Below are 24394 nucleotides of genomic sequence, written 5' to 3' on the forward strand. Positions count from 1 at the left end.
TTTCTTCTGCGGATTCATCCTGCGACAGGCTCAGGGTGAAGGCGGCTCCGGCACGCAGGGCGTCAAGTTTTTCAGCGTCTGATCGCGATGCCGCGCCCGGCTTCCTTCGGCCGGACCATATCCCTCTGCGCTTCTGCGATGATCGCGATTTTTCCGGCAATATCGGGCGGAAACGGCGCGGATCTGGGTGTTTCGCCGCTCTGATCGACACAGACCAGCAATTGTTCGCTCAAGGCGATAATCGCGTCCCCGCGCCGCATCTCCATCCAGACATGGAGCTTTTTCAGATCGAAATCGATCAGCTGAAAACCGATGTCGAGCAATTGGCCCAGCTTGGCTTCCTCGCGGTAGTGGATGGTCATTGTCAGGGTGTAAATCGTCAGCTTTGTGCGGGCGCGATAGTCCGCATCCATGCCGATCGCATCCATGAATGCATCGAACGACCGGCTGAAGACGAGGGCATAGGCAGCATCATTCATATGGCCGTTATAATCGACCCATTCCGGCGCCACGCTCTTCGAGGGCAGAGGATAGAGGCTCATGCGCGCGCGGCCATGAGAATGTTGAGCCGCCGGGCTTCCTGCCTTGCACCGTAGAATGCCATCAGCACGACGGCCGTGAGAATGACGGCGCCGCCGACAAGTGTGTTGAGGCTGGGCTGTTCATTGAAGATAAGCCACACCCATATGGGCCCGGCGAGCGTCTCCGTCTGGGCCAGCAAAGTCTGGCTCACAGCCGGAATACGCGGCGCGCCGCGCTGGAACAGATAAAAGCCCAGCGCCATGGTGACAAATCCGTTGCCGAAGGCCGCAGCCATTTCCGGCAGGGGCGGCACGAGCGGCTTTCCGCTTATAACGAGCAGCGGCGCCGCTACCAGCACGACAATCAGCGCGAAGGCGTTGACGATCGAGGAATAATCCTGATTGGGCCGCAATCGCAACAAAACAGAATAGGTGGCGAAGCAAAGCGGCGGGCAAAGCGCCATGGCATTGCCGAAGAGGTTGCCGCCGCCGATCGCACCATTGACCATGATGCCGAGGCCGATCATCCCGATAACCACCGCCACCATCATGCCGCGGCTGAGGTGTTCCCGCAGCACCACAAATCCGATCAAGGCCGAGAGTATCGGCGCGAGCGAGGAGATAAAAAGCGCATTCGCGACCGTCGTATTCATCAGGGCGACAATATAAGTGATAAAGGCTGCAGCCATCAGCACCGCCGCCAGACCACCCGGCCAGCCCAACTGCATGAGACGCCGCCAGAGTGCCGCTCGCCCGGCTTGGCGGTCCATGATGGTGAAGGCCAGAATCAGGCCCAGTCCCCGGTAGGTGAGAAACTGCCAGGGGTCGAGATTTGGCGCAGCCCGCACCAGAAGTCCCGAAAAGCTCCAGCTCAGGCCCGCGCAAAGCACAAGCAGCGACCCTCTCAGGGCCCTGTGATGGAGATTAGGCAAAGGTTCCGATGCTGTGGACATGCTTGCTCTTGCCGCATTTGTGATAGTTTAATGGAGTAAGAAATAGCATGTGCCAATCACTGCAAATTGACTTGGAGCGACAAAATCGCTCTCGAATGTCTCTCGCCGATGCTAAATATGTGCTATTGTGCATTTGAAGTGCCGACTGTCATCAGTTTCCTAAAAAATGCTGACAGGATGCGCGGGAAATGAATTGCCCCGCCTCTCGAATCTAAAATTTGATTTTCAATTTAAATTTGAAACAATTATAAATTATTTTGAAATGTCGCATTTTGATTTTAAAATTGTTCATAATTTGCAAATTATTTCATTAATTTAGAGAAATATGAAATAAGCACGAGAATCCTGCTGGCAGCGAATCAATGTTTGGGCTTATCGTGAAATTAGATTGCGCGCAGGCGCCTTGAGTGATATCGGGCTTTTTTAAGACAGAAGTTTAGGTTTCAATTGACATAAGCAATTTCAAAATTGCTAAAATGGTAGCAAGTTTAGAAAGATGTTACGCAGATCAACGTTATAATAGTTTATATCTTCCGATTTTGAGACGTTTCGCCGCATTTACGCCATAGTTATGAACCGCCATAGTGGATATGCTCAAGATGCCGAGATACTAATTTTCGATACGTTGATTTTTTGTCAGTTGTCCGTTATAAATTGTCTGACAAATTAATGAGGTCCACCGTGTCAAATGTATTAAGATTGTTTCATCTTTTGTCGATCATGGAACGTCGCCATGGTTTGTTCCACCTCGATCATGGCTCCCGCGAGTTGTTGGATGTTCTCATCCAGCGCGAGGAGGCGGGTTTGCTGACGACAGCGGAAGACCTCATCCAGTCGTCGAAAATGTCCCGGGCGACAGTTTATCGTAAGATCAACGGTTTGAAGTCCGAGGGTAATCTGAACGAGTCATGGCGCGACAACCGTCTCGTCTACAGCGTTGGCGAGAATGTGAAGAAATTCTGCGACGAGTTCAGCGAGAAGTTCAAACACGCATAAGGCTTGAGGCCGGGACAGAATACCGGCCGCCGGGCCGCGCTAGCGGGCGTTCCGTGCTGGGCGGGGCACGTCGGCACATTCACGGCAGTTGAATCTTCTTTGCAAACCAGTGTATTGATCTTTCTGTTGAAATCTCCCGCTGTCTGAAAGTTCAATACGTGGATTCCATTCGCTTTTCCGTCGCGCCGATGATGGACTGGACGGACCGGCATTGCCGCGCGTTCCATCGCCTGCTGTCGCGCCATACCCGCCTCTACACCGAGATGGTCACGACAGGCGCTTTGATACATGGACCGCGCGCCCGTCTGCTAGAATATAATGAGAGTGAACATCCAGTCGCCCTGCAACTTGGCGGTTCGGACCCGGCGGCTCTCGCCGCCTGCGCCCGCATGGCCGAGGATCATGGCTATGACGAAGTCAATCTCAATTGCGGCTGTCCGTCCGACAGGGTGCAGAATGGCGCGTTTGGCGCCTGTCTGATGGCGGAGCCGGAACTTGTCGGCGGATGTGTCGCCGCCATGAAGGCTTCGGTACGAATCCCGGTAACGGTAAAATGCCGTATCGGCATTGACGAGCAGAACCCCGAAATCGCGCTTCGCGCCTTCGTGGCGTCCAGTCTGGCGGCGGGCGCGGATTTTCTGGTTGTTCATGCGCGCAAGGCCTGGCTGAAGGGCCTTAGCCCGAAGGAAAACCGCGATATCCCTCCGCTGGATTACGATATTGTACATCAGATCAAGCGGGAAAATCCTCTGGTGCCGATCATCCTCAACGGCGGGTTGAACAGTCTGGAGGACGCTATGCTGCATCTTGACGAACTCGACGGCGTCATGCTGGGCCGCGCCGCCTACCACAATCCCGAACTGCTTCTCGGCGTCGATCCCTTAATGCATGGTGAGCCTGCGCCGTTCTCGGATGCCTTTGCAGCTATTGAGGCCTACGAACCCTATGTCGCCGCTGAACTGGCCAAAGGCGTGCGCCTGCATGACATCACCCGCCACCTTCTGGGCCTGTTTCAGGGCAGGGCAGGGGCGCGGGCCTTTCGCCGGCATCTTGCCGTTGAGGCGCCGAAAGCCGGCGCCGGACTGGACGTGCTGCGTGCCGCTGTGGCGCATGTAAGGCGCGAGGCCGTGGCGGCCTGATCAACCCTGCCGGAGCTTGCGTCTTTCGGACGGCAACTGCCGTCCGGAGCCGCGCTGGGTGATGGCGCTCAGGCGCTCGGGCAATTGCGACATGATCGCCCGGCGCTCTGGTTCTTCCAGTTGCACCCACTGCGCGATCTCTCCGCGCGTGCGCCCGCATCCGATGCAGATCTGCAGCGTCGGCTCGATAACGCAAACATTGACGCAGGGTGTGGAGATGCTCATGTGTTCAGTGTCCGGCCAGCAGCGTGATGAGAAATCCGATTTCGGTGAGAACCTGAGTTGCCCCGGCAACATCGCCGGTCTGCCCGCCGATATGTCGTTTTGACATATGGGTCATGATGAATGCAATAGCAATGGCAACCAGCCCCGCCAGCAGGCTTGATCCGGGTCCGATAGCGCTCGTGCCCGTGGTGAGAACGATCACGATCGCGCCGATAAAAAATGCAAAGCGCATGGCGGCGGTATCCGGGCGGCCTGCACTGGCCGATGCGCCGTTCTTGCGCGCCGGGGGCAATTGCCACAGCGGCACGATGCAGGCACCGCGCGAAACGGCTGCCGCCGCGATCAGCGCTCCCGCCGCGACGCCGGGGCTGAACCTTTCCATCAAGGCTGAAAGCGCGGCAATCCGCGCCAGACCGGAGAGAACAAGCGCCAGCGCGCCATATGAGCCAAGACGGCTGTCTTTCATGATCTCCAGCTTGCGGGCAATATCGCGGCCGCCGCCAAAGCCATCTGCGACGTCGGCAAGGCCGTCTTCGTGCAGGCCGCCCGTCACCAGCGCAAGAACCGCGAAAGCCAGCACGCTGCACAATGTGGCGGGAAGGCCGAGCTTTGCCGCCAGCAACAGCGCGAGTGCGCCCAAAACGCCGATCAGTGCGCCGGCGGCTGGCAGTGCCCGCGCCGCATGGCGGAAGTCCAGCATCGCATGGGCGTTCCGTTCAAAGCCGAAGGCCGGCACGGGCAGCCGCGTGAAGAAGCGCAGATTGCCGAGCACGTCTTCTGCGAGAGCCGTGATGAATTTGAGAGGATCTTGCATGAAGGGCTCTGGGATTATCCGTGACTGCATCGACTTTATGGCGGGTTCGCGCCATAATCGCAATAACGAAGCAGGCGGGCAAACCGCCGCATCTTGGCAGGGATTTTATGGCCACCGATATTGCAACGCGCGTTTATGATCATACGTTCCGGATCGATCCCATCGTCCGCACCTTGCTGGATACGGATTTCTACAAGCTGCTGATGCTCCAGATGATCTGGAAAATGCATGGCGACAAGCGCGTAACCTATCAGGTGATCAACCGCACCAGCCATGTCCGTCTTGCCGAGATCATCGACGAGGGCGAACTGATTGATCAACTCGATCATGCCCGCACCCTGCGTTTCGCCAGAAACGAGCTGATCTGGCTCGCGGGCAATACATTCTATGGCACGAAGCAGATTTTTGAGCCTGCCTTCATGGAATGGCTCGCACATTTTCAGTTGCCGGAGTATGAACTGCACAAGCGCGACGGCCAATATGAGCTGCGCTTCGAAGGTCCGTGGACGCACAGCACGATGTGGGAAATTCCGGCATTGTCCATCTTCAACGAATTGCGCGCCCGCGCCGCGTTGCGCCACATGAGCCGTTTCGAACTTGATGTGCTCTATGCCCGCGCTAAGTCCAAGCTATGGATGAAGGTGGAGCGCCTGCGCGCCCTTAAAAACGATGCGCCTTTGCGCATCTCCGATTTTGGCACCCGCCGCCGTCACAGTTTCCTGTGGCAGCGCTGGTGCGTTGAGGCGTTGCAGGAGGGGCTGGGCGACAGTTTCCTTGGCACGTCGAATGTCAAATTCGCCATGGATCTCGGACTGGAAGCCATTGGCACCAACGGCCATGAATTGCCTATGGTCTATGCTGCCTGCGCGCCCGACGACAATGCCCTGCGGCAGGCGCCCTATGCCGTGCTCCGCGACTGGGCCAAAATGTATGGCGGCAATCTGCTGGTGTTTCTGCCCGATGCCTTCGGCACGACAGCCTTTCTTGCCGACGCACCGGACTGGGTCGCCGACTGGAAGGGTGCGCGCCCGGATTCAAAGCCCCCGGTCGAGGGCGCGGAGGAAATTCTGCGCTGGTGGCGCGCGCGCGGCCGCGACCCGCGGGAGAAGCTCGTCGTTCTGTCTGACGGCATGGATATTGATTCGATCGAGACTTCGGTGCGCCGGTTTCGCGACGAGGTGAATCTCTCCATCGGCTGGGGCACGAACCTGACCAATGATTTCAAGGGCTGTGTGCCCAATGGGGCGGACGATGCGCTCAAGGCCATTTCGCTCGTCTGCAAGGTTGTCTCGGCCAATGGCTATCCGGCGGTCAAATTGTCGGATAATCCGGCGAAGATCACCGGTCCGGATGCGGATGTCGACCGATATCGCCGCATTTTCGGCACTGTGGGCATGAGGGAATTGCCGGTGGAGGTGTGAATGCCGTGACCCGCAGCGCGCAAGGCGGTGCAGGGCAGGGTGCGACACTTAGCCGGTGAGTCGCTGCCTGCATCGATTAATTCGTTTTGAGCTGGGCTTTTCATCCGGCCAATTCCTAAGTATCACGGACCTACAAGGAGTTGCCCATGAACAAGCTTGTTGCCGCCACCGGAATGCCTTTCGACGATATCCGCGCGCTTTTTGCCCTGATGCCGGAGGCCGATGCGGCATCCGTCTCCACGGTGCGCGAGCGCGATGCGCAGCTGACCAAGCCGCCGGGCGCGCTGGGGCGTCTGGAAGAGGTCGTGGAATGGCTTGCCGCCTGGCAGGGCAAGGCCAGGCCGGTGATCCAGCGCCCGCTTGTTGCCGTTTTCGCGGGCAATCATGGCGTTGTGGCGCAGGGCGTATCGCCCTTTCCTCAATCCGTGACGGCTGCGATGATGGCCAATTTCAAAGCCGGCGGCGCCGCGATCAACCAGATTTGTGCCACTTATGACATCGGACTGAAAGTGTTCGATCTGGCTCTCGATATCCCGACCGCCGATATCACGCAGGAAGCAGCCATGGATGAGAAGTCCTGCGCCGCGACAATGGCTTTCGGCATGGAGTCGCTGGCAGGCGGCACGGATATTCTTGGCTTTGGCGAGATGGGCATCGGCAACACAACCGTCGCAGCGGCAATCTATCACGCGCTGTGGGGCGGCGAGGCCTCCGACTGGGTCGGACGCGGCACAGGCGTCGACGATGCCGGGCTGCGGCGTAAAGCCGATGCCGTGGCGCGGGCCGTGGCGCTGCACAAGGATCATCTGAAAGACCCGCTGGAAGTGTTGCGCCGGGTGGGCGGGCGCGAAATCGCCGCCATGGCGGGCGGCATTCTCGCCGCCCGGCTCCAGCGCGTGCCGGTGGTGCTCGACGGCTTCGTGGTCTGCTCCGCAGCGGCCATTCTCCATGCGATCGACCCGGCCAGCATCGACCATTGCATTGCCGGGCATGTCTCGGCGGAAGGCGCGCACCGCGAGGTGCTCCGCCGTCTGGGCAAGAAGCCGCTGCTCGATCTGGGCATGCGGCTTGGCGAAGGCTCCGGCGGCGCCATGGCCATTGGCGTTATCCGCGCCGCGCTGGCCTGCCACACAGGCATGGCCACCTTTGCCGAGGCCGGCGTTGCCGGCAAGGAAGAATAATCAAAAAAAAAGCGCGAGGGTCTGAAACTTCTGTTTTTTGGCTCCGTATCTCCTGCAACCCGGTGGAAATGTCCGCGGGTCAACAGCGGAGAAACGAAGATGAAAAAGACGACTCTTGCAGCAACACTGGCTCTGGCTCTGGGAACGAGCATTCTTGGCTCCCTGAGCTTTGCGCCGATGGCAGCGGCCGAAATGACCGTGATGGTCGGCGGCGCACCGATGTATCCGTCAAAGAACATCATTGAGAATGCCGTCAATTCCAAGGATCATACGACGCTCGTGGCCGCGGTGAAGGCCGCTGGCCTGGTTGATACATTGTCCGGCCCCGGCCCCTTCACGGTTTTCGCGCCCACCAACAAGGCTTTCGCCAAGCTCCCGAAGGGCACGGTTGACACGCTGCTGCAGCCGGAAAACAAGGGCATGCTCACCGGCATCCTGACCTATCATGTCGTTGCGGGCCGGTTGTCGGCACAGGATCTGGCAGCCAAGGTCGATGACATGGGCGGTCAGGCCGAGTTGAAGACGGTGGAGGGCGGCACGCTCATCGTTAAGCGCGCCGGCAAGAATCACCTCACCGTCACCGACGAAAAGGGCGATGTCGCACACATCACCATTGCCAATGTCTTCCAGAGCAATGGTGTCATTCATGTGATTGATAAGGTTCTGTTGCCGAAATCCTGATTTTAGTGGTTTTAGCCCTTGTCCCCGGCCAAGGCTGCATCTAGTCTCGATGCATATTTTGGCGGGTTGAAGCATGAATTTTGCGGCGGAGGATTTGTCCCGTTTGCTGGGCGGCATAGCCCAGGGCGATAGGCAGGCCTTCGCCGCTTTTTATTCTGCGACCAGCGCCAAGCTTTTCGGCGTTTGCCTCGGCCTGCTTAAGCGGCGCGATCTTGCCGAGGATGTCCTGCAGGAGGTTTATGCGAAAATCTGGGCGCGCGCCGGGGATTTCGACGCGAGCCGCGCTTCGCCCATAACATGGGCCGCGACAATCGCCCGCAACCGTTCTCTCGACGAGTTGCGCAAGCGCACGCCGGCGTCACTGGATGAAATGGAAGAAAAAGAGGAGTTCGCCGCCGAAGAGGTCAATCCCTTGGCTGGCATGGAGCAGGGCGAGAGCCTCGCCGCCCTGATGCGCTGCCTCAGTCAGCTTGAAGAGGAGAAGCGACAGATGATTCTTCTGGCTTATTATCGCGGCGTCTCGCGTGAGGCGCTGGCTCAGAAATTTGCCCGTCCTGTCGCGACGGTCAAGACCTGGCTGCATCGCAGCCTCGCACAGTTGCGGATGTGTTTGTCATCATGACCGAGCTTTCACCTCTTGAGGCGCTGGCCGCCGAATATGTCCTGGGCACGCTCGATCCGGGCGAGCGTCAGGATGTGGAGGTGCGTCGTAAAACGGATCCGCAGCTCGAAAGCCTGATTCTCGAATGGGAACAGCGTCTTGCGCCCATGACCGGCGGCTTCGCCGATGTTACGCCTCCTGCTGATATGTTCAGCCGGATCGAAGCGCGCCTGCCCGCGGCCGCGGCCAATGATAATCTGGCGCGCCTGAAGCGGCAGCTTGTCGTCTGGCGTACCGCCGCGCTCGGGGCCGGGGCCCTTGCGGCCTCGCTCGCCATCGCCATTGGTCTGCAGCATTCCATGGAAGATCGCGGGCCGCAAAAATTCGTGGCCGTGCTGCAGCGCGACGCCGCGTCCCCGGCCTTTATTGTCGCCGTGGACGTTGCCAGCCGTTCTCTTACCGTGCGCCCGGTGTCTCAGACCGCGCCAGAGGGCAAGAGCTATGAACTCTGGCTCATCAACGACAAACTCAAGACGCCCCGTTCTCTGGGCGTGGTTGAAAATGCCGGGTTCACCAAACTGAATAAATTGAAGAATTACGCGCCGGACGTGGTTGAGACAGGGCTCTATGCCGTCACGCTGGAACAGGCGGGCGGCTCGCCCACCGGCCTGCCGACAAGTCCGCCGCTCTTTGCCGGCAAGCTCATTCAGGCCGCTCCCTGATAGGGACGGCGCTGCTGCTTTTCGGGAACTTCGATGATTTGCGGCAAGGTGTCCATCACCCGTTCAGCCGGAAAAATCACGCGCACTTCCGTGCCCTGCCGCAGCTTTGACTTGATGGTGAATATGCCGCCGTGCAGTTCGACAAGCCCTTTGACGATGGGCAGGCCGAGGCCCGTCCCTTCGTCGGCGTTTTTTTGCGCCATGGAGCCGCGCCCGAAGGATGACATGACGATAGGGATTTCATCTTCGGGAATGCCGGGACCAGAATCGCGGATCGAGAGATATTGTCCGCCAGCAGCTGTCCATCCCACCTTAATGGATATCTGCCCGCCTTTTGGCGTAAACTTGATGGCGTTGGACAACAGATTGAGCGTGATCTGGCGGATTGCGCGCTCGTCGGCCCAGATACGGGGCAGCGTATCCTCGATATGGTCGGTTACATTCAGGCCCTTGTTCTTGGCGCGGAGCGTCAGAAGGTGGAGGCAATCATCGACCACGGCGGGCAGGGATACCGCTTCTTCCTTCAGTTCATAGCGTCCGGCCTCGACGCGTGACAGATCAAGAATTTCGTTGATCAGCATGAGCAGATGATGCCCGGAGGCATGTACATCGGCTGAATATTCCCGATAGGCATCAACCTTGTGCGGACCGAACAATTCATTCTTCATCACTTCGGAGAAGCCGAGAATGGCGTTGAGCGGTGTGCGCAATTCGTGGCTCATGGTCGCCAGAAAGCGTGACTTTGCCAGATTGGCTTCTTCCGACCGGCGGCGCGCCTCGTCTGAATTGGCTTTTGCCTGCTCAAGTTCGGCGATCAAAGCGTCCTTTTCAGCGCGAAACGCCACATTGTTGAGTGTGGTTGCGTGGATGCGCTGTGCCACGAAGACGAAATAGATCAGTCCCGCAACGGCGAGAAGCGGCTCAGCCAGCGCCTCGGGGCCATATTCGGACGGGCGGAACATCAGAATGGTGGCCAGTATCGGCATCAATGTCGCAACCACGCCGAATGGGAGGCTGACCGAGACCATGCCCGTCACAGCCGCGATCGTGAGTGCGAGCAATATGACAAAATACACATTTACCGACTCGCCGAGAATCAGCATGTGCGCGATAAGCAGCGCCCAGGCGACGCCCTGTATTGCCTCTGCCAGAAGGAATTTGCGCTGCCAGCTTGTCACCTGCGTGATCTGGTCGCATTCCTTCTGGAACACATAGGAAAAGCCGTAGATCACGGCTTGCGAGACCAACTGCAAAGCCGTCCAGTAGGAGACCTTTTCCCAGCCGAGCTTCGGGTAGATCATCACCGCGATGACGATGATAAAAATCGTGATCGCAGGAACGACCTTCATGCGGTTCTGAGCAAAGATGCGCAGCATTTCAACATCATGCGCGAGACTTTCGCCATTATGCGAGGCGAGCTTGTCGCGCGTTGCACGGAGTTGGAACTGCATCTTGCGCCTGCTGGCCGCCACATTCGGGTCAGCGCCTCGTCCGCGCTCGATCATTTCGGCAGTGACAGGTTCCATGGATATCGGGCATCTCGAAAGTAACGGAGAGGCAGTGTCGCAGAAATTCGTTAATGAGCCGCTGCAGAATAGGCGTCAGCCGGGTTAACGGGCGTTTTCATGTCTGCGGCCAAATGGCCGCGGGGCTTGACCCGGCCTTCATGTTTGACCAATCTCGTTGCCTGAGAAAAAGGATTTGCCATGAAGCTTTATGATGCCGGCAGAGCCCCAAATCCGCGACGGGTTCGCATTTTTCTCGCGGAAAAAGGCATTTCGCTCGCTCTTGTTCCTGTCGACATCAACCGGCTTGAGCAGAAGACGCCCGAATTTGCCCGCATCAATCCCTATTTGCGCACGCCCGTGCTGGAGCTTGATGACGGAACGCATATCGCCGAGTCTATGGCGATCTGCCGCTATTTTGAGGAGATTCAGCCTGACCCGCCGCTTTTCGGCGTGACGCCGCTGGAAAAGGCGATGGTCGAGATGTGGACAAGGCGCATCGAGCTTGGTCTTTTTGCCTTTGTCGTCAACGTCTTCCGGCATTCTCATCCGGCTATGGCGGACATGGAAAAGCCGCAGGTGCCTGCCTTTGCCGAGGCGAACCGGCCCAAAGTGTTCGAGGCGCTGGCGCTGCTCGAGGATGCGTTGAGGAGCCGCGCCTATTTGTGCGGCGATCGGTTCAGCGTTGCCGACATCACCGGTCTTGTGGCGCTCGATTTCATGAAGCCGGCAAAATTGACCATTCCCGATGATCTCACTCACGTGCGGAACTGGCACGAACGTCTGAAGGCGCGCCCCAGTGCCGCTGCCTGAGACCGGCCTTGCACAGCTTCTGGCTGAGATACGCGCCTGCCGCTATTGCCTTGGCTGTATTCCGCCTCTGCCGCATGAGCCGCGTCCCGTTCTGCAACTGTCGCCGACTGCCCGGATCGTGATTGCGGGGCAGGCGCCCGGCAAACGCGTCCATGCGAGCGGGCGGCCGTTCACTGATCCGTCGGGAGACCGCCTGCGCGCCTGGCTCGGCATGGACAGCGACACATTTTATGACGAACGCATTGTCGGCATCGTGCCGATGGGTTTTTGCTTCCCCGGTCAGAACGCAAGCGGCGCCGATCTGCCGCCACGCAAGGAATGTCGCAGCCTCTGGCATGATCGGGTTTTTGCGGCCCTGCCGCCGCCCAGGCTGATCTTGTGCATCGGCCAATATGCGATCGATTATCATTTCACCCGTCTGGGCCTCAACGCATTTCGCTCCGCGAATATGACGCCGATCATCGCGAACTGGCGCGAAATCTGGAAAGCTTCTCCGGTTCCGATGCTGGTGCTGCCGCATCCCTCTTGGCACAACAACCGCTGGCTGAAGACCAATGCATGGTTTGAAAGCGAATTGGTGCCGTTCCTGCGCCAGCAGGTTTCGTCGATTCTTGAGGCCAAAAGCCGTTAAACACAATTTGGCCATGAAGCATTCAGTGACTGTTCACCTCTATTGGTCTGATAAATAGGGTGAGAACTTGCCTTTGCAGGAGAGTCGCCGTGTTAAGAATCATATATCTGCTTGCGTTCTTTCTGAACGCACTGGTGCTGGGTACAGCCGTTCCGGCCCTTGCCCAGACACAGACCCAGACCGAACAGCGTTTTGCGCTGGTCATCGGCAACGGCGCCTATAAGCAGGCGCCCTTGAGCCATGCGGCCAATGATGCCGGTCTGATCGCCCAGACATTGCAGCTTGCCGGCTTCGAGGTCATGGGCGCGCGCGACCTCGATCAGGACATGCTGCGCAAGACCTTGCGCGATTTTATCGACAAAGTATCGGCGGCTGGCCCGGATGCGGTCGCGTTTGTTTATTTCTCGGGCTACGGCCTGCAGTTTGGCGGCGCCAATTATTTTGCGCCGGTTGATGTCACCCAGCTGAACGATGCCAATATCGGCATGGACGCGATCCGGATCAGCGATTTCAACCGGGCGCTGTCGGCGCTGCCGCTCAAAGCGCGGTTCATTGTCATGGATCTGGCGCGCGCCAATCCATTCACGGCAAATGGTCAGATGGCGGGTGGACTTGCCTATGTCGAGCCGGAAGCCGGGACGCTCGTTGCGATGAATGCCGCGCCCGGCACTGTCGGCCCCGAGTCCAGCGAGCCCTATGGCGAATATGCCAAGGCTCTGTCGGCGCTGATCCGCGAGGGCGGATTGCAGCCGGATGATTTGTTCTCGCAGGTGCGCCTGCGCGTGAACGAGACCACCAAGGGCGTGGAAGTGCCCTGGCACCTGTCGAAAATCCAGACGCCATTCCTCTTTCTGGAACGTGCTGCGGATGCGCCGCCCCTCAAAACCGAATCTCCCGCCATCGCCGCGGAGGAAGCCAAGCCGCTTCGCGACCTTTCAGCTGAAGCCGCCTACGAATTTGCGCTGCGGCGCGATACGCTCGCAGGCTACGAGGACTTTCTGCAGGCATTCCCGCATGATCCCCTGTCGCGGCGCATCCGCATTCTGGTTGCCGCGCGGCGCGAAGCCATTATCTGGCAGCGTACGTGCAGAGCAGACACACCCGACGCCTATTGGTCCTATCTGCGGCGTTATCCGCATGGTCCGCACGCGGGGGATGCGCATTATCGCCTGCGTGAACTGGCTGTCGCGCTGGAGCCGCCGCCGGTCTTCGACGATTATGCCTATGACATAGCTCCGCCGCCGCCCGACGAGATCGTTTACGTTGAACGGCCCTATGTCGCTTTCTACGATTCCTATTACGATCTGCCGCCGCCGCCGCCCCCGGTCGTTTTCGTATTTGTCTTCAATACGAATTATTATCTGCCGCCGCCGCCTCCGCCGCCGGTGCAGCCGTATTTCCTGCCGGTGCCGGTTATTTACCAGCCGCCGGCTTACATCCGCACGCCGCCGCAGGTGTTTGCGCGTCCGGCTTTCTCGCCGGTCACGGGTGCTGTTGCTGGCGCTGCCGCCGGTGCGGCCGGGGCTGTCATGCTCAACAAGGTGATGCTGCCGCCCGCCATCGTGCAGAAGACCGGGCCCGCCGGCCTGAAGCCGCCCCAGCCCTTGCCGTTACAGAACAAGCTTCCGGCAGGCACGGCACCGGCGCCCGCAGGCATACAGCCTGCGCCTGCCGGCGCGCCGCCTGCTTCGGGCGCGCTCAAGCCGCTTCAAGCCCCGGCGATCAAGCCTCTGCCGTTGCCGACGACTCCGACGGCGCCGGCGCCGCTCGCACCTGCAGGCAAGCTGCCTGCTGGCAAGGTGCTGCCGCCGCCCGTGTTGCAGAACAAGCAGAACCTGCAATTGCAGCAGCAGTTGAAGCCCGGCGCACCGCTTGTGCCGCAACATGCGCCGCTCGCGCCAACCCCGCACATCCAGCAGGCGCCCAAGTTCCAGCCTGCGCCTAAACTCGCGCCGCAGCCGAAAATCGAGTCTGTACCTGTGCATCCCAAGCCGATGATCCAGCATCAGGCTCCGCCGATGCAGCCGATGATTCAGCATCAGGCTCCGCCTGTTCAGCCGATGATCCGGCAGGCGCCGCCGCCGCAATTTCATCAGGCGCCGGCACCGCAGTTTCATCAGCAACCGCCGCATATCCAGCAGCAGAGGCCGGTGGAAGTGCCGCGCAGAGCGCCGCCTCCCAAGGCAAAATGTGGCGGAGCAGGCGAGCCCCCTTGCCGGTAAAAACAAAAAGCCCCGGAGAAATCCGGGGCTTTTTTACTCATACGCCGCGCTTATTTGTTGAGGCGCGCGATCAGGCTGGATGTATCCCAGCGCTGCCCGCCCATTTTCTGGACGTCGCCATAAAATTGATCGACAAGCGCCGTCACCGGCAGCCGCGCGCCGTTATTCTTGGCTTCGTCGAGACAGATGCCGAGATCCTTGCGCATCCAGTCCACGGCAAAGCCAAAATCAAACTGTCCGGCGATCATGGCCTTGTAGCGGTTTTCCATCTGCCAGCTTTGCGCTGCGCCCTTGGAAATCACCTCGATCACGGCTTCGGCGTCGAGACCGGCCTGCATGGCAAAATGCAGACCCTCGGAAAGGCCCTGCACCAGACCAGCGATGCAGATCTGGTTGACCATCTTGGTCAACTGGCCAGCGCCGGAAGGTCCCATGAGGCGGCAGGCGCGGGCAAAAGCCTTGATCGCCGGTTCTGCTCGGCCATAGGGTTCGGCCTCGCCGCCGCACATCACGGTCAGCACGCCGTTCTGTGCACCGGCCTGTCCGCCCGATACCGGCGCATCGATGAAATGCAGTCCCATCTCTGTTGCTTTGGCGGCAAGTTCGCGTGCGACATTGGCCGAAGCGGTGGTATGATCGACGAAAATCGCGTCCTTGCGCATGCCTGCAAAAGCGCCGCTGGCGCCGATGGTCACTTCACGCAGGTCGGCATCATTGCCGACACAGGCAAAAACAATGTCCTGGCCCTGCGCTGCCGCACGCGGGCTGGTTTCAAACCTGCCGCCATATTCAGTGACCCATTGTTCCGCCTTTTTCGTGGTGCGGTTATATACTGTGACGTCATGTCCGGCTTTGACGAGATGCCCCGCCATGGGATAGCCCATGACGCCAAGACCGAGGAATGCGACTTTTGCCATTTTTCACCCTATTCCAGTTCATAATCAAAGTATTTCGCCCTTATACGGGCAAAGGTGCCGTCATCGCGGATATTTTGTAAAGCGGCATTCACGGCCTCGCGCAAATCAGGATCGGTTTTGCGCAGCCCAATGGCCATACCCTCGCCGAGAATGGTGGGTTCGGGGTCTGCGCTGCCAACAATACGGCAGCACTCGCCTTCCTTGCGTGTGCGCAGAAAATCACCGATCGCTTCCCTCCGGCCGAGTACCAGATCGATTCTGTCGCTGCCCAGATCGAGGATGGCTTCCTCCAGCGTTGCATAGGGATGTAATTCGGATTTGGGATAAAAATGCTTCAGATAGGCTTCCGCCGGATTGCCGGCGACAACGCCGATCCGCTTTTGCTCGAGTCCGGCAGGGCTTACATCTGGAATGGCGGCATCGCGCTGGGCCAGAAAGGCTGGCGGAATGTTTGCATATGGCGTTGAAAAATCGATCTTCTCGCGGCGTTCGTTTGTTATGCGCATCGCGGATATGATCATGTCGTAGCGTCCGAGCAGCAGGTTCGGAATGAGATTATCCCAGTCCTGCGTCACGAATTCGCACTTAGCTTTTATGCGCGCGCAGATTTCCTGTCCGAGATCGACATCGAACCCGGCAGGAGCATTATGCGAGTCAATAAAATTGAAAGGCGGCCGCGCGCCTTCGGTTGCGATACGCAGAAAGGCGAAACTCCGGGCCTGTGCGACAGAAGGCAGCATGGCCAGTGCAAGAAGACAGATGAAACCGCGCGCAAGCACGGGGATAGACCGCTGCAGAAGCAAATTTCAACTCGCTGTAAAAATTTGATCATGGTTTGGCGCAAGCGCATGTAAAATGCAACCTCTGCATCGTTTCGCGCGGCAGTCCTCATCCGGCGCATGTATTGGCGGGACTGTGGTAAGGTTTCCATTACGAATCATTAAATGATTGAGGCACGCCGTGGTTTCTGAACAAGATGTCTTGAAGGCTTTGGACCGGGTCATGGCGCCCGATCAATTGCCGCTGTCGCAATCTCCCCTGCTGGGCGGTATCACGATCCTTGAAAATAAGGTTTATGTGACGATTGCGATCGATCCGGCGCAGGCCGGCAAATACGAGCCTTTGCGCCGTTCGGCCGAAGGCGCGATCCGGGTGATGCCCGGTATCGGACAAGTGTTTGTCACGCTGACGGCTGAAACCAGACAAGGTCAAAGTCAGGGTCAGGCGCAGGCTCACGCCCCCGGGCCTCGCGCCACGGCGGCGCGCGCGGGTACGGCAATAGCCGGAGTCCGGCACATCATTGCCGTTGCGTCGGGCAAGGGCGGCGTGGGCAAATCCACGACAGCGGCAAATCTTGCGCTGGGCCTTGCCGCGCGCGGGCTCAAGGTTGGTGTGCTCGATGCCGATATCTATGGCCCCTCGATGCCGCGGCTGTTTGGCCTGTCCGGCAAGCCGGAAGTCGTTGACGGGCGTATTATGAAGCCGCATGAGGCATTCGGCCTCAAGATCATGTCCATCGGTTTTCTTGTCGAGGAAGAAACGCCGATGATCTGGCGCGGGCCGATGGTGATGTCGGCCATCACGCAGATGCTGCGAGAGGTTGCGTGGGGCGAACTTGACGTACTGGTGGTGGACATGCCCCCCGGGACGGGCGATGCGCAACTCACCATGGCGCAGTCCGTACCGCTCAGCGGCGCGGTGATCGTCTCCACGCCGCAGGATCTCGCGCTGCTTGATGCGCGGCGCGGCATAGCCATGTTCAACCGCGTCAATGTCCCGATTCTGGGCCTTGTCGAGAACATGAGCTTTTTCGTCTGTCCGCATTGCGGCACCCGTTCCGACATTTTCGCCCATGGCGGCGCGCGGCATGAGGCCGCACGTCTTCAGGTGCCGTTCCTTGGCGAAATACCGCTCGAAATGGCTATCCGCGAGACATCGGATTCCGGCCGCCCGATTGTCGCGCTTGATCCGGCAGGGCCGCATGCCAGGGCCTATCTCGCTATTGCCGATGCCGTGCAAGCGCAGCTGATGCAGGGAACCATGCGCGCCGCGCCCTCGATCATCGTGGAGTAGGGTGGAGCATGTCGCTGGCATCGGATTTTTCACCGCGCACGATCCCGGTCGGCATGCTTGCGGCATTTGTGGGCTTTGCCAGTTCCTTCGCGGTGATATTGAGTGGCCTGCGCGCGGTGGGCGCCAGTCCGGCGGAAGCCGCCTCCGGTTTGATGGCCCTTTCGGTTGGCATGGGTATCTGCGGTATCGCCATGAGCCTGTGGCTGCGCCAGCCGATCTCCATCGTCTGGTCTACGCCGGGCGGCGCGCTTCTGGCTGTGTCCCCGGCGATTGCAGGCGGCTTTCCCGTTGCTGTCGGCGCATTTGTCGCCTGCGGCTTTCTCATTATTTTGTGCGGACTGTGGAAGCCGCTGGGCCGGTTTGTGGTGGCCATTCCGGCGCCGCTCGCCAATGCCATGCTGGCGGGCATCATGCTGCATCTGTGCGTCGCGCCGGTCAATGCGATAGCGGCAATGCCGCTGGAAGGCGTGATCATCCTCGGCGTCTGGGCCGTGGCTGCGCGCATCAACCGCCTGATGGCGGTGCCTGCCGCAGTGATCGTTGCCGCCATTCTGATCGTGATCTACATGCATGCGCCGCAGTTCGGCCCGATGGCGCCAGAACTGAGCTTTGTCCCGCCTCATTTCACGCTGGCAGGGCTGGTCGGCATCGGCCTGCCGCTGTTCATTGTCACCATGGCCTCGCAGAATATTCCCGGGCTGGCCGTGCTGAAGGTGAACGGCTATGAGCCGGATGCCGGGCCGCTGTTTGTCTCCAGCGGCATATTCTCGGTGCTGACCGCGCCCTTCGGCGGCAATGCCCTCAATCTCGCGGCCATAACCGCCGCCATGTGCGCGGGGGACGAGGCGCATCCAGAGCGCGACAAACGCTATTGGGCGGCTGTCGTGGCCGGTATTGCCTATGTTGTTTTCGGCCTGTTTGCCGGCGCCATCACCGCCTTTGTCAATGTCGCTCCGCCGCTGCTTATCGAGTCGGTTGCGGGTCTGGCCCTGCTGGGGGCTTTTTCCGGTGCTTTGGTCGCGGCTCTGACCGATGCGCATCACCGCGAGGCTTCGGCCCTTACCTTCCTTGTTACGGCATCCGGCCTCACCTTTTTTGGCATAGGCGGGGCGTTCTGGGGCCTTATTGCAGGCGGTGCGGTCATTCTGCTGAAAAAATGGCGGGACTAACCCCCTGTCACGCTCATGTGGCGTGAGACGGCCGGCGTCTGCGTCTGGCGGTCGATGATGAAATCATGCCCCTTCGGCTTGCGCGCTATCGCCGCTTCCATTGCGCGGAACAGCACTTCGTCTCCGGGGCTGGCGCGCAGCGGGCCGCGCAGATCGGCGGCATCTTCCTGGCCCAGACACATGTAGAGCGTGCCGGTGCAGGTGACGCGCACGCGGTTGCAGCTTTCGCAGAAATTATGGGTCAGCGGCGTGATGAAGCCAAGCCGTCCCCCGGTCTCGCGCACGCGCACATAGCGGGCCGGGCCGCCGGTCTTGTAGGCAATGTCCTCGAGCGTGAATGTCTCGAGCAGCCGCGCCCGAACCCGCGAGAGCGGAATATATTGATCGACGCGCTGCTCCGTGATTTCGCCGAGCGGCATCACTTCGATAAAGGTGAGGTCCATGCCCTCGCCATGCGCCCAGCGGATGAGCGATTCAAATTCGTCATCATTGACGCCCTGCAAGGCCACAGCATTGATTTTAACCGCCAGACCGGCCTGCTGCGCCGCCTTGATGCCACCCAGCACCTTGGACAGTTCACCCCAGCGCGTGACAGCGCGGAATTTATCCGCGTCCAGCGTATCCAGCGACACATTGACACGCTTTACGCCGCAATCGGCCAGTTCCTGCGCATATTTGCCAAGCTGCGAGCCATTTGTGGTGACGGTCAGTTCGTTAAGAGCGCCGCTTGCGAGATGGCGCGACAGCGAGCGGAACAGTTTCATGATGTCGCGCCGCACCAGCGGCTCTCCGCCGGTGATGCGGATTTGTTTCGTGCCGCGGGCAATGAAGGCGCTGCACAGCCTGTCCAGTTCCTCAAGGCTGAGAAGATCCTGCTTGGGCAGGAAATGCATATCCTCGGACATGCAATAAACGCAGCGAAAATCGCATCGATCCGTCACCGATACGCGGATGTAGGAAATCGCGCGGCCAAAGGGATCGACGAGAGGTGCGCCAGATTGCCCGGCTTGAAATTTGTTCGCATGCGTGTTCATGGTGCTTAAATTAGTGTGCAATCGCCGGTTTGACCAGTAAGGCTTTCGGCCATTTCAGGAGGTGTAATGACGCAGGGTTTGCATTGGCCGACGGAATTGCGGGTGACCGGGCAGGGCACCATCCTGAAAATCACGTTCGAGGATGGTGCGGTCTTTGAGCTTCCCGCCGAATTTCTGCGCGTCGAAAGCCCGAGCGCCGAGGTGCGCGGCCATTCGCCATCCGAGCGCAAGACGGTTGGCGGCAAGCGCAATGTCAAAATCCTCAATGCCGTGCCGGTCGGCAATTATGCCGTCAAACTGGTGTTTGACGATGACCACGACACCGGCCTCTACACATGGGACGCGCTGCACCAGATGGGGAAAGACCGTGAGACCGTCTGGGCCGGCTATCTCGCGGCGCTGGAGGCAAAGGGGCTCAGCCGGGACAAGCCGGGGCAGAAATAGCCCCTGTCCCGGCAGGCGGATGCGTTAGCGCAGCACGACGACGCGGGTGCCGACACGGGCGCGGCTGTAAAGATCCTTGACATCCTCGTTGGTCATGCGGATGCAGCCGGAGGACACGGCCTCGCCGATCGTATCCGGCTCGTTGGAGCCGTGGATGCGGTAAAGCGAAGAGCCGAGATACATGGCGCGCGCGCCGAGCGGATTGTCGATGCCGCCAGCCATATGGCGCGGCAGGTCGGGGCGCCGGCGCAGCATCTGCTCCGGCGGCGTCCAGTCCGGCCATTCCTTCTTGGCGCTGATGACCTTGGTGCCGGACCATTCAAAGCCGGGGCGGCCGACGCCGATGCCGTACCGGATAGCCTTGTGATCCGGCAGCACAAAATAGAGCCTGCGCTCCGTCGTGGAAACCACGATCGTGCCCGGCGCATATTTGTTGTCGTAGTCCACGGTCTCACGCGGAATGGGCGTGGCCTCGGGTTGGCTTTCCTCGGGGCCGTAGGTGACGATGGGCTGAGAGAAGAGACCGGCGAGGGTCTGGGCCTGTGCGGCAGGCGCAGCCAGCATAGCAAGCGAAACAAAGCCGGCATAAGCCATGAAATTACGGCGCATGAAACATCCTGTGATCAATTTTCGGGACGGAATGCGAAAAGCGCAATGCAAACGAAACGGGATGTGCCGCAGTTTAAAGGCAAAATCAATTGTTGATTGAACAGGAATCCGCGCCTTGTCCAGATGACCCGGAACCGTTGTTTCGATGCAACAGTTTTGGCGCAGGCAGGCTTAGAGGAGTGCGGCCATGTGGGAGATCATGGCCGCCGCCCGGACGGATCACCGAACGTCGATGGTCGTCCACATCCCGTCCATGTAATGGCCGGCCACATTGCAGAAGAGGATATATTTTCCCGGCTTGAGATCGAGCGTCAGCGCGCCGGATTTTCCGGGATCGAGTTCTGAAACTTCGCCCATGTCGCCTGCCGCTTCTTCATCGACCCGATTTTCCTTGGCGATGAAAGGCAGTTGCGCGTTGGGCTCCTTAATCGGGGCAACCAGCATCTCGTGCACCATGCCTTTTGATTCATTGACCACCTGGAACGTCACTTTGCCCGCTGAGATCCGGGCGTGATCCACCTTGATGCTCATGGTCGCCATATGCATGTCGCCGTTCATGCCCATGCCAAGGCCTGCGTTTTTGCTCATGTCCATATCGCCGCCCTGATCCAGAAGCTTGACCTTGATCGTGCCGCCTGCCAGCGCGGGCATGGCGAATGCCAGAAAAAGAACGCCGGACAATGCTATCTGAGACAATCTCATAGTACCCTCCTCGGGTATTTTTAAAATTTAATGAGTCTGAAATCGGTGCAGCTCACGGATTCATCTTGATCTTGCGTGGAAATTCCGCGTTGACCTGCGTCAATAAGCAAGAGCCGCCGGATTTAGTGTGCCGGCTGGCGTGATATAGACTGGCTTGAAAATGGTGGGCGCGACAGGGATTGAACCTGTGACCTCTCCCGTGTGAAGGGAACGCACTACCGCTGTGCTACGCGCCCCGGTAAAAACCGATGCATCCGTTTAAGGATGTGCAAAGGGGAAGTCAAGCGGCGGTTGGTGATTTCCCCGCTAGCAATTGAAGGCCGCTTGGAGCGGCCCGCAAGCCTATGGCGCGACCGCCTCGAGGCTCATCACTGCGTCCCAAAGAGCTTCAAAATGCGAAATGACATAATCGGCGCCAAGCTCGCGCATGGGGATGTCTGTGTAGCCGAAATCAACGCCGATGGACGGCAGACGCGCCGCCTTGGCCGTTGCGATGTCAGTTTTCGAATCGCCGATCATGATGGCTTTTTCCCGATGTCCTCCGGCGCGCTCAATAGCATGGAACAGCGCGCGCGGGTCGGGCTTCTGCACGGATTTTCCGTCGATAACCGCCGAATCCTGCCCGCAGATTGCATCGAACCGCTCCGCGAAACTCAGTTCCCGCAGCAATTTGACCGCCAGCGCTTCCAGTTTGTTGGTGCAGACGGCGAAGCGGAAACCCGCATCGGCCAGACGGTCCAGCGCTTCCGGCACGCCGGGATAAAGCCGCGTGTTGATGGCGATATTATCGGTATAATGATTGATGAAGGCGGTGAACAGGGTGTCGAGCCGCGCCTCGTCCAGACTCTCGCCCTGCGCCGCGAAGCCGCGCTGGATCAGCGCCCGCCCGCCTGCACCCAGAAGCGAATGCGCCTTTTCCACCGGCAGCGGCGCAATTCCGTTCTGCTGCAGCACGAAATTCAGGGTGCCCATCAGGTCGCCGGCAGAATCAACCAGCGTGCCGTCAAGGTCGAATACGAGGAGAGGTCTGGAATTTTTCATCATGCGTCTGGTTAACGCCTTTTACGCGCGGAAACAATTGTACAGGAGAAAAATCTTTGCCGCGCATGATTTGAATTTGCCACGATCTTGGGCGATCCTCTGGTGTTGATTCGATATGCCCACCGGACAGGCGGGCGGTGCCATTTCAGGAGTTCAGCCCATGTCTCGTTCCGCCTCCGCATCGCGCCACGCACTGGCCCTTCTGGCGGTTGTTGCATTTTCCTGTCCGGGGGCGGCAATGGCCGCCAATTTCGAGTTCCGGGCGGCCCCGCAGAAGAATTTGAACCGCATTTACCGCGTCGATAAATTCACAGGTGAAATGGGCGCCTGCGAATATGGCCTCACGCCGGGTAAGACCGAAGTCGCCGCCGATGCCCTGGGCGTTACCCTGTGTTATCCGGCAGGCGAGGGCGCGGGCAAGCAGACGCCGAGCGAATTTGGCCTGATGGCGTCCAGCCATAATGACGAGCAGGGTGTTTTCCGCGTGGATATGCGCACCGGCGCAATGAGCATCTGTTTCGTTTATGACGAGAAGGTGGTTTGCACCGCCCCCAAATAATCAGAGCGCACATCATCCCGGTTCATTTTGCAGGTGCAGGGCACGGACTTGCATGTTAGAAGCGCTCGCATGACGAACGAGGCAAAACATCCCCGGTCGGTCCGGTTCTGCGGTGCTGGGCGGATAAAGAATGTTTGCTTCTGAGCATTTGACGCCATCCATTTTTGCCTGAGCGGGACCAGATCGTGACAGCTGATGAATTGAAACGCCTTGCCGCTGCCAAGGCACTGACTTTCGTAACTTCCGGAATGCGCCTTGGCCTCGGCACCGGCTCGACCGCCCGGCATCTGGTTGATCTGCTTGGCGCACAGGTTCGGCAGGGATTCGAGGTTTTGTGCGTGCCCACATCGGAAGCAACGCGCCTGCAGGCCGAAAGCCTCAACATTCCGCTCACCACGCTGGATGAAACACCCGAACTTGATCTCACGATCGACGGCGCCGACGAGATTGACCCGGCGCTCAATGCCGTCAAGGGCGGCGGCGGGGCGCTGCTGCGCGAAAAGATCGTCGCCAGCGCGTCGAAGCGCATGATCGTTATTGCCGATGAAACCAAGCTGGTGGAGCGTCTGGGAGCTTATCCGCTGCCGGTGGAGGTGATTGCCTTTGGTTTCGGGGCAACACGGCGCCATATTGCGAATGTGCTGGAAAAATCCGGCTGTCCGGGGGAGATTGTTCTGCGCCGCGGCAAGGACGGCCATGTTTTCGTCACGGACAGCGGGCACTGGATTGTCGATTGTCATGTCCGGGCCATTCCGGATGCGGCTGTGCTGGCCGAACGCCTCAGCCAGATTGCAGGTGTTGTTGAACATGGACTGTTCATCGGTCTGGCGGCCGGCGCGGTTATCGCTGGCGGAGAGGGTGTACGCCTGCTTGGCGCTTTGAAATAATTTAAGGAGACTCACGTGCATTTTGAATTTTCCCCCCGTTCTGCCATCAGCGCTTTTGCGCTTGGCGCGTTTCTTCTGGCAGCGCCTGTATCCGCCTTCGCGCAGGATCCAACTCCCGGCCAGCTTGCCGCCGCCCGTCAGGTGGTGCTCGCCAGCGGTGTCACGCGCACATTCGACAGCATCGTTCCTGATTACATGGCGCAGGTGACGCGCACCCTGACGCAGACCCGTCCCGAACTCGTGCAGCAGGTGCAGGAGACGCTGAAGGCGCTGCAGCCGGAATTCGAGGCCAAGAAGGAAGAACTGATCGCCACTGCGGCAAAAATTTATGCTTCGGATCTTTCCGAGCAGGAACTCAATCAGATCGCCACATTCTTCAAGTCGCCGGCCGGACAGAAATATGTGAATTCGCAGCCCGACATGCTGAACAAGCTGGTTGCCGTCATGCAGGCCTGGTCGCGCAATCTCTCTGTCGAGATGGTGACGCGCGTGCGCGAGGAACTGAAGAAGAAGAATATCGATCTCTGATCCGTT

The 24394-nt window shown here is 59.3% G+C and carries 27 protein-coding genes and 1 tRNA gene; 16 read left to right on the forward strand and 12 right to left on the reverse strand.

Annotated elements, in window-relative coordinates; genetic code table 11:
* Positions 1-71: 71 nt before the first annotated feature.
* Entirely contained in the window at positions 72-542 is a 471-nt protein-coding gene (locus AC0N03_RS02670) for a thioesterase family protein (RefSeq protein WP_474286906.1), read from the reverse strand.
* Positions 539-1474, reverse strand: a complete 936-nt coding sequence (locus tag AC0N03_RS02675) for a DMT family transporter (protein ID WP_474286907.1) — start codon at positions 1472-1474, stop codon at positions 539-541. The genes AC0N03_RS02670 and AC0N03_RS02675 overlap by 4 nt, the downstream gene beginning before the upstream one ends.
* Positions 1475-2155: 681 nt before the next feature.
* On the opposite strand from AC0N03_RS02675, the gene AC0N03_RS02680 reads away from it, so the two are divergent.
* Complete coding sequence (locus tag AC0N03_RS02680) at positions 2156-2470, forward strand: hypothetical protein (protein WP_474286908.1); 315 nt, start codon at positions 2156-2158, stop codon at positions 2468-2470.
* A 158-nt stretch (positions 2471-2628) separates the two neighbouring features.
* Positions 2629-3609: a tRNA dihydrouridine(20/20a) synthase DusA gene (gene dusA, locus AC0N03_RS02685; protein WP_474286909.1), complete on the forward strand. Its 981-nt coding sequence runs from the start codon at positions 2629-2631 to the stop codon at positions 3607-3609.
* Here dusA and AC0N03_RS02690 read toward each other — a convergent pair whose 3' ends face one another.
* Both AC0N03_RS02690 and cobS read right to left on the reverse strand, forming a co-directional pair.
* Positions 3610-3834, reverse strand: coding sequence for a DUF1289 domain-containing protein (locus AC0N03_RS02690; protein ID WP_474286911.1), 225 nt, complete (start codon positions 3832-3834; stop codon positions 3610-3612).
* Positions 3835-3838: 4 nt separating this feature from the next.
* Positions 3839-4648, reverse strand: a complete 810-nt coding sequence (cobS, locus tag AC0N03_RS02695) for an adenosylcobinamide-GDP ribazoletransferase (RefSeq protein ID WP_474286912.1) — start codon at positions 4646-4648, stop codon at positions 3839-3841.
* A gap of 107 nt (positions 4649-4755) precedes the next feature.
* Here cobS and AC0N03_RS02700 point away from each other — a divergent pair, with 107 nt between their 5' ends.
* From AC0N03_RS02700 to AC0N03_RS02720, 5 genes are all read left to right on the forward strand, one after another.
* A complete protein-coding gene (locus AC0N03_RS02700; protein WP_474287214.1) occupies positions 4756-6069 on the forward strand; it encodes a nicotinate phosphoribosyltransferase in 1314 nt (437 codons plus the stop codon).
* 146 nt (positions 6070-6215) lie between these two features.
* Entirely contained in the window at positions 6216-7250 is a 1035-nt protein-coding gene (gene cobT, locus AC0N03_RS02705; RefSeq protein ID WP_474286913.1) for a nicotinate-nucleotide--dimethylbenzimidazole phosphoribosyltransferase, read from the forward strand.
* A 99-nt stretch (positions 7251-7349) separates the two neighbouring features.
* Complete coding sequence (locus tag AC0N03_RS02710) at positions 7350-7931, forward strand: fasciclin domain-containing protein (protein WP_474286914.1); 582 nt, start codon at positions 7350-7352, stop codon at positions 7929-7931.
* Between the two features lie 73 nt (positions 7932-8004).
* A complete protein-coding gene (locus AC0N03_RS02715; RefSeq protein WP_474286915.1) occupies positions 8005-8553 on the forward strand; it encodes a sigma-70 family RNA polymerase sigma factor in 549 nt (182 codons plus the stop codon).
* Positions 8550-9254 carry an anti-sigma factor gene (locus AC0N03_RS02720; protein ID WP_474286916.1) on the forward strand — a complete coding sequence of 235 codons (705 nt, stop codon included), beginning with the start codon at positions 8550-8552 and terminating at the stop codon, positions 9252-9254. The genes AC0N03_RS02715 and AC0N03_RS02720 overlap by 4 nt, the downstream gene beginning before the upstream one ends.
* On the opposite strand, the gene AC0N03_RS02725 is transcribed toward AC0N03_RS02720, so the two are convergent.
* Positions 9239-10780 carry a sensor histidine kinase gene (locus AC0N03_RS02725; protein ID WP_474286917.1) on the reverse strand — a complete coding sequence of 514 codons (1542 nt, stop codon included), beginning with the start codon at positions 10778-10780 and terminating at the stop codon, positions 9239-9241. The genes AC0N03_RS02720 and AC0N03_RS02725 overlap by 16 nt on opposite strands.
* Positions 10781-10960: 180 nt before the next feature.
* Here AC0N03_RS02725 and AC0N03_RS02730 point away from each other — a divergent pair, with 180 nt between their 5' ends.
* The 3 genes from AC0N03_RS02730 (at position 10961) to AC0N03_RS02740 (ending at position 14425) form a co-directional block, all read left to right on the forward strand.
* Entirely contained in the window at positions 10961-11572 is a 612-nt protein-coding gene (locus AC0N03_RS02730) for a glutathione S-transferase family protein (RefSeq protein WP_474286918.1), read from the forward strand.
* Positions 11559-12203: a uracil-DNA glycosylase family protein gene (locus tag AC0N03_RS02735; protein WP_474286919.1), complete on the forward strand. Its 645-nt coding sequence runs from the start codon at positions 11559-11561 to the stop codon at positions 12201-12203. Before AC0N03_RS02730 ends, AC0N03_RS02735 begins: the two co-directional genes overlap by 14 nt.
* Positions 12204-12292: 89 nt before the next feature.
* Positions 12293-14425: a caspase family protein gene (locus AC0N03_RS02740; RefSeq protein ID WP_474286920.1), complete on the forward strand. Its 2133-nt coding sequence runs from the start codon at positions 12293-12295 to the stop codon at positions 14423-14425.
* A 50-nt stretch (positions 14426-14475) separates the two neighbouring features.
* Here the strand turns inward: AC0N03_RS02740 and AC0N03_RS02745 are convergent, their stop codons facing one another.
* Both AC0N03_RS02745 and AC0N03_RS02750 read right to left on the reverse strand, forming a co-directional pair.
* Complete coding sequence (locus AC0N03_RS02745; RefSeq protein ID WP_474286922.1) at positions 14476-15342, reverse strand: NAD(P)-dependent oxidoreductase; 867 nt, start codon at positions 15340-15342, stop codon at positions 14476-14478.
* Between the two features lie 8 nt (positions 15343-15350).
* Complete coding sequence (locus AC0N03_RS02750) at positions 15351-16145, reverse strand: transporter substrate-binding domain-containing protein (protein WP_474286923.1); 795 nt, start codon at positions 16143-16145, stop codon at positions 15351-15353.
* A 157-nt stretch (positions 16146-16302) separates the two neighbouring features.
* Here AC0N03_RS02750 and AC0N03_RS02755 point away from each other — a divergent pair, with 157 nt between their 5' ends.
* Together AC0N03_RS02755 and AC0N03_RS02760 are read left to right on the forward strand one after the other, a co-directional pair.
* Positions 16303-17415: an Mrp/NBP35 family ATP-binding protein gene (locus tag AC0N03_RS02755; RefSeq protein WP_474286924.1), complete on the forward strand. Its 1113-nt coding sequence runs from the start codon at positions 16303-16305 to the stop codon at positions 17413-17415.
* Between the two features lie 8 nt (positions 17416-17423).
* Positions 17424-18584 (forward strand): benzoate/H(+) symporter BenE family transporter, encoded by a 1161-nt coding sequence (locus tag AC0N03_RS02760; protein ID WP_474286925.1) that lies wholly within the window; start codon positions 17424-17426, stop codon positions 18582-18584.
* On the opposite strand, the gene moaA is transcribed toward AC0N03_RS02760, so the two are convergent.
* The gene (gene moaA, locus AC0N03_RS02765; protein WP_474286926.1) at positions 18581-19618 is read right to left on the reverse strand and encodes a GTP 3',8-cyclase MoaA; all 1038 of its coding nucleotides are present in this window, start codon (positions 19616-19618) and stop codon (positions 18581-18583) included. The two genes, AC0N03_RS02760 and moaA, sit on opposite strands and share 4 nt — an antisense overlap.
* Before the next feature lie 66 nt (positions 19619-19684).
* Between moaA and AC0N03_RS02770 the strand changes: the two genes are divergently transcribed.
* A complete protein-coding gene (locus AC0N03_RS02770) occupies positions 19685-20062 on the forward strand; it encodes a gamma-butyrobetaine hydroxylase family protein (RefSeq protein WP_474286928.1) in 378 nt (125 codons plus the stop codon).
* A gap of 24 nt (positions 20063-20086) precedes the next feature.
* Here AC0N03_RS02770 and AC0N03_RS02775 read toward each other — a convergent pair whose 3' ends face one another.
* From AC0N03_RS02775 to AC0N03_RS02790, 4 genes are all read right to left on the reverse strand, one after another.
* A complete protein-coding gene (locus tag AC0N03_RS02775; protein WP_474286929.1) occupies positions 20087-20671 on the reverse strand; it encodes a L,D-transpeptidase in 585 nt (194 codons plus the stop codon).
* Between the two features lie 219 nt (positions 20672-20890).
* A complete protein-coding gene (locus AC0N03_RS02780) occupies positions 20891-21373 on the reverse strand; it encodes a hypothetical protein (protein WP_474286930.1) in 483 nt (160 codons plus the stop codon).
* Positions 21374-21534: 161 nt separating this feature from the next.
* Positions 21535-21609: transfer RNA gene (locus AC0N03_RS02785), tRNA-Val, on the reverse strand.
* A 106-nt stretch (positions 21610-21715) separates the two neighbouring features.
* Complete coding sequence (locus AC0N03_RS02790) at positions 21716-22417, reverse strand: HAD-IA family hydrolase (protein ID WP_474286932.1); 702 nt, start codon at positions 22415-22417, stop codon at positions 21716-21718.
* A 157-nt stretch (positions 22418-22574) separates the two neighbouring features.
* Between AC0N03_RS02790 and AC0N03_RS02795 the strand changes: the two genes are divergently transcribed.
* The 3 genes from AC0N03_RS02795 to AC0N03_RS02805 all read left to right on the forward strand — a co-directional run bounded on the left by AC0N03_RS02795 (position 22575) and on the right by AC0N03_RS02805 (position 24388).
* Positions 22575-22973 (forward strand): hypothetical protein, encoded by a 399-nt coding sequence (locus AC0N03_RS02795; protein ID WP_474286933.1) that lies wholly within the window; start codon positions 22575-22577, stop codon positions 22971-22973.
* Positions 22974-23158: 185 nt separating this feature from the next.
* Positions 23159-23860 (forward strand): ribose-5-phosphate isomerase RpiA, encoded by a 702-nt coding sequence (rpiA, locus tag AC0N03_RS02800; RefSeq protein ID WP_474286935.1) that lies wholly within the window; start codon positions 23159-23161, stop codon positions 23858-23860.
* Between the two features lie 15 nt (positions 23861-23875).
* Positions 23876-24388, forward strand: a complete 513-nt coding sequence (locus AC0N03_RS02805) for a DUF2059 domain-containing protein (protein WP_474286936.1) — start codon at positions 23876-23878, stop codon at positions 24386-24388.
* Positions 24389-24394 lie beyond the last annotated feature (6 nt).

This window comes from Methylocystis sp. sgz306128 (genome assembly GCF_056032725.1).

Bases quoted from the DNA above. Each gene is read 5' to 3' on its own strand.
- AC0N03_RS02760 (WP_474286925.1), top strand. From the start codon at position 17,424: ATGTCGCTGGCATCGGATTTTTCACCGCGCACGATCCCGGTCGGCATG.
- cobT (WP_474286913.1), top strand. From the start codon at position 6,216: ATGAACAAGCTTGTTGCCGCCACCGGAATGCCTTTCGACGATATCCGC.
- AC0N03_RS02675 (WP_474286907.1), bottom strand. From the start codon at position 1,474: ATGTCCACAGCATCGGAACCTTTGCCTAATCTCCATCACAGGGCCCTG.
- AC0N03_RS02775 (WP_474286929.1), bottom strand. From the start codon at position 20,671: ATGCGCCGTAATTTCATGGCTTATGCCGGCTTTGTTTCGCTTGCTATG.
- AC0N03_RS02690 (WP_474286911.1), bottom strand. From the start codon at position 3,834: ATGAGCATCTCCACACCCTGCGTCAATGTTTGCGTTATCGAGCCGACG.
- AC0N03_RS02745 (WP_474286922.1), bottom strand. From the start codon at position 15,342: ATGGCAAAAGTCGCATTCCTCGGTCTTGGCGTCATGGGCTATCCCATG.
- AC0N03_RS02795 (WP_474286933.1), top strand. From the start codon at position 22,575: ATGTCTCGTTCCGCCTCCGCATCGCGCCACGCACTGGCCCTTCTGGCG.
- cobS (WP_474286912.1), bottom strand. From the start codon at position 4,648: ATGCAAGATCCTCTCAAATTCATCACGGCTCTCGCAGAAGACGTGCTC.
- AC0N03_RS02730 (WP_474286918.1), top strand. From the start codon at position 10,961: ATGAAGCTTTATGATGCCGGCAGAGCCCCAAATCCGCGACGGGTTCGC.
- AC0N03_RS02780 (WP_474286930.1), bottom strand. From the start codon at position 21,373: ATGAGATTGTCTCAGATAGCATTGTCCGGCGTTCTTTTTCTGGCATTC.
- AC0N03_RS02770 (WP_474286928.1), top strand. From the start codon at position 19,685: ATGACGCAGGGTTTGCATTGGCCGACGGAATTGCGGGTGACCGGGCAG.
- AC0N03_RS02715 (WP_474286915.1), top strand. From the start codon at position 8,005: ATGAATTTTGCGGCGGAGGATTTGTCCCGTTTGCTGGGCGGCATAGCC.
- AC0N03_RS02725 (WP_474286917.1), bottom strand. From the start codon at position 10,780: ATGGAACCTGTCACTGCCGAAATGATCGAGCGCGGACGAGGCGCTGAC.
- AC0N03_RS02720 (WP_474286916.1), top strand. From the start codon at position 8,550: ATGACCGAGCTTTCACCTCTTGAGGCGCTGGCCGCCGAATATGTCCTG.
- AC0N03_RS02670 (WP_474286906.1), bottom strand. From the start codon at position 542: ATGAGCCTCTATCCTCTGCCCTCGAAGAGCGTGGCGCCGGAATGGGTC.
- moaA (WP_474286926.1), bottom strand. From the start codon at position 19,618: ATGAACACGCATGCGAACAAATTTCAAGCCGGGCAATCTGGCGCACCT.
- AC0N03_RS02700 (WP_474287214.1), top strand. From the start codon at position 4,756: ATGGCCACCGATATTGCAACGCGCGTTTATGATCATACGTTCCGGATC.
- AC0N03_RS02710 (WP_474286914.1), top strand. From the start codon at position 7,350: ATGAAAAAGACGACTCTTGCAGCAACACTGGCTCTGGCTCTGGGAACG.
- AC0N03_RS02790 (WP_474286932.1), bottom strand. From the start codon at position 22,417: ATGATGAAAAATTCCAGACCTCTCCTCGTATTCGACCTTGACGGCACG.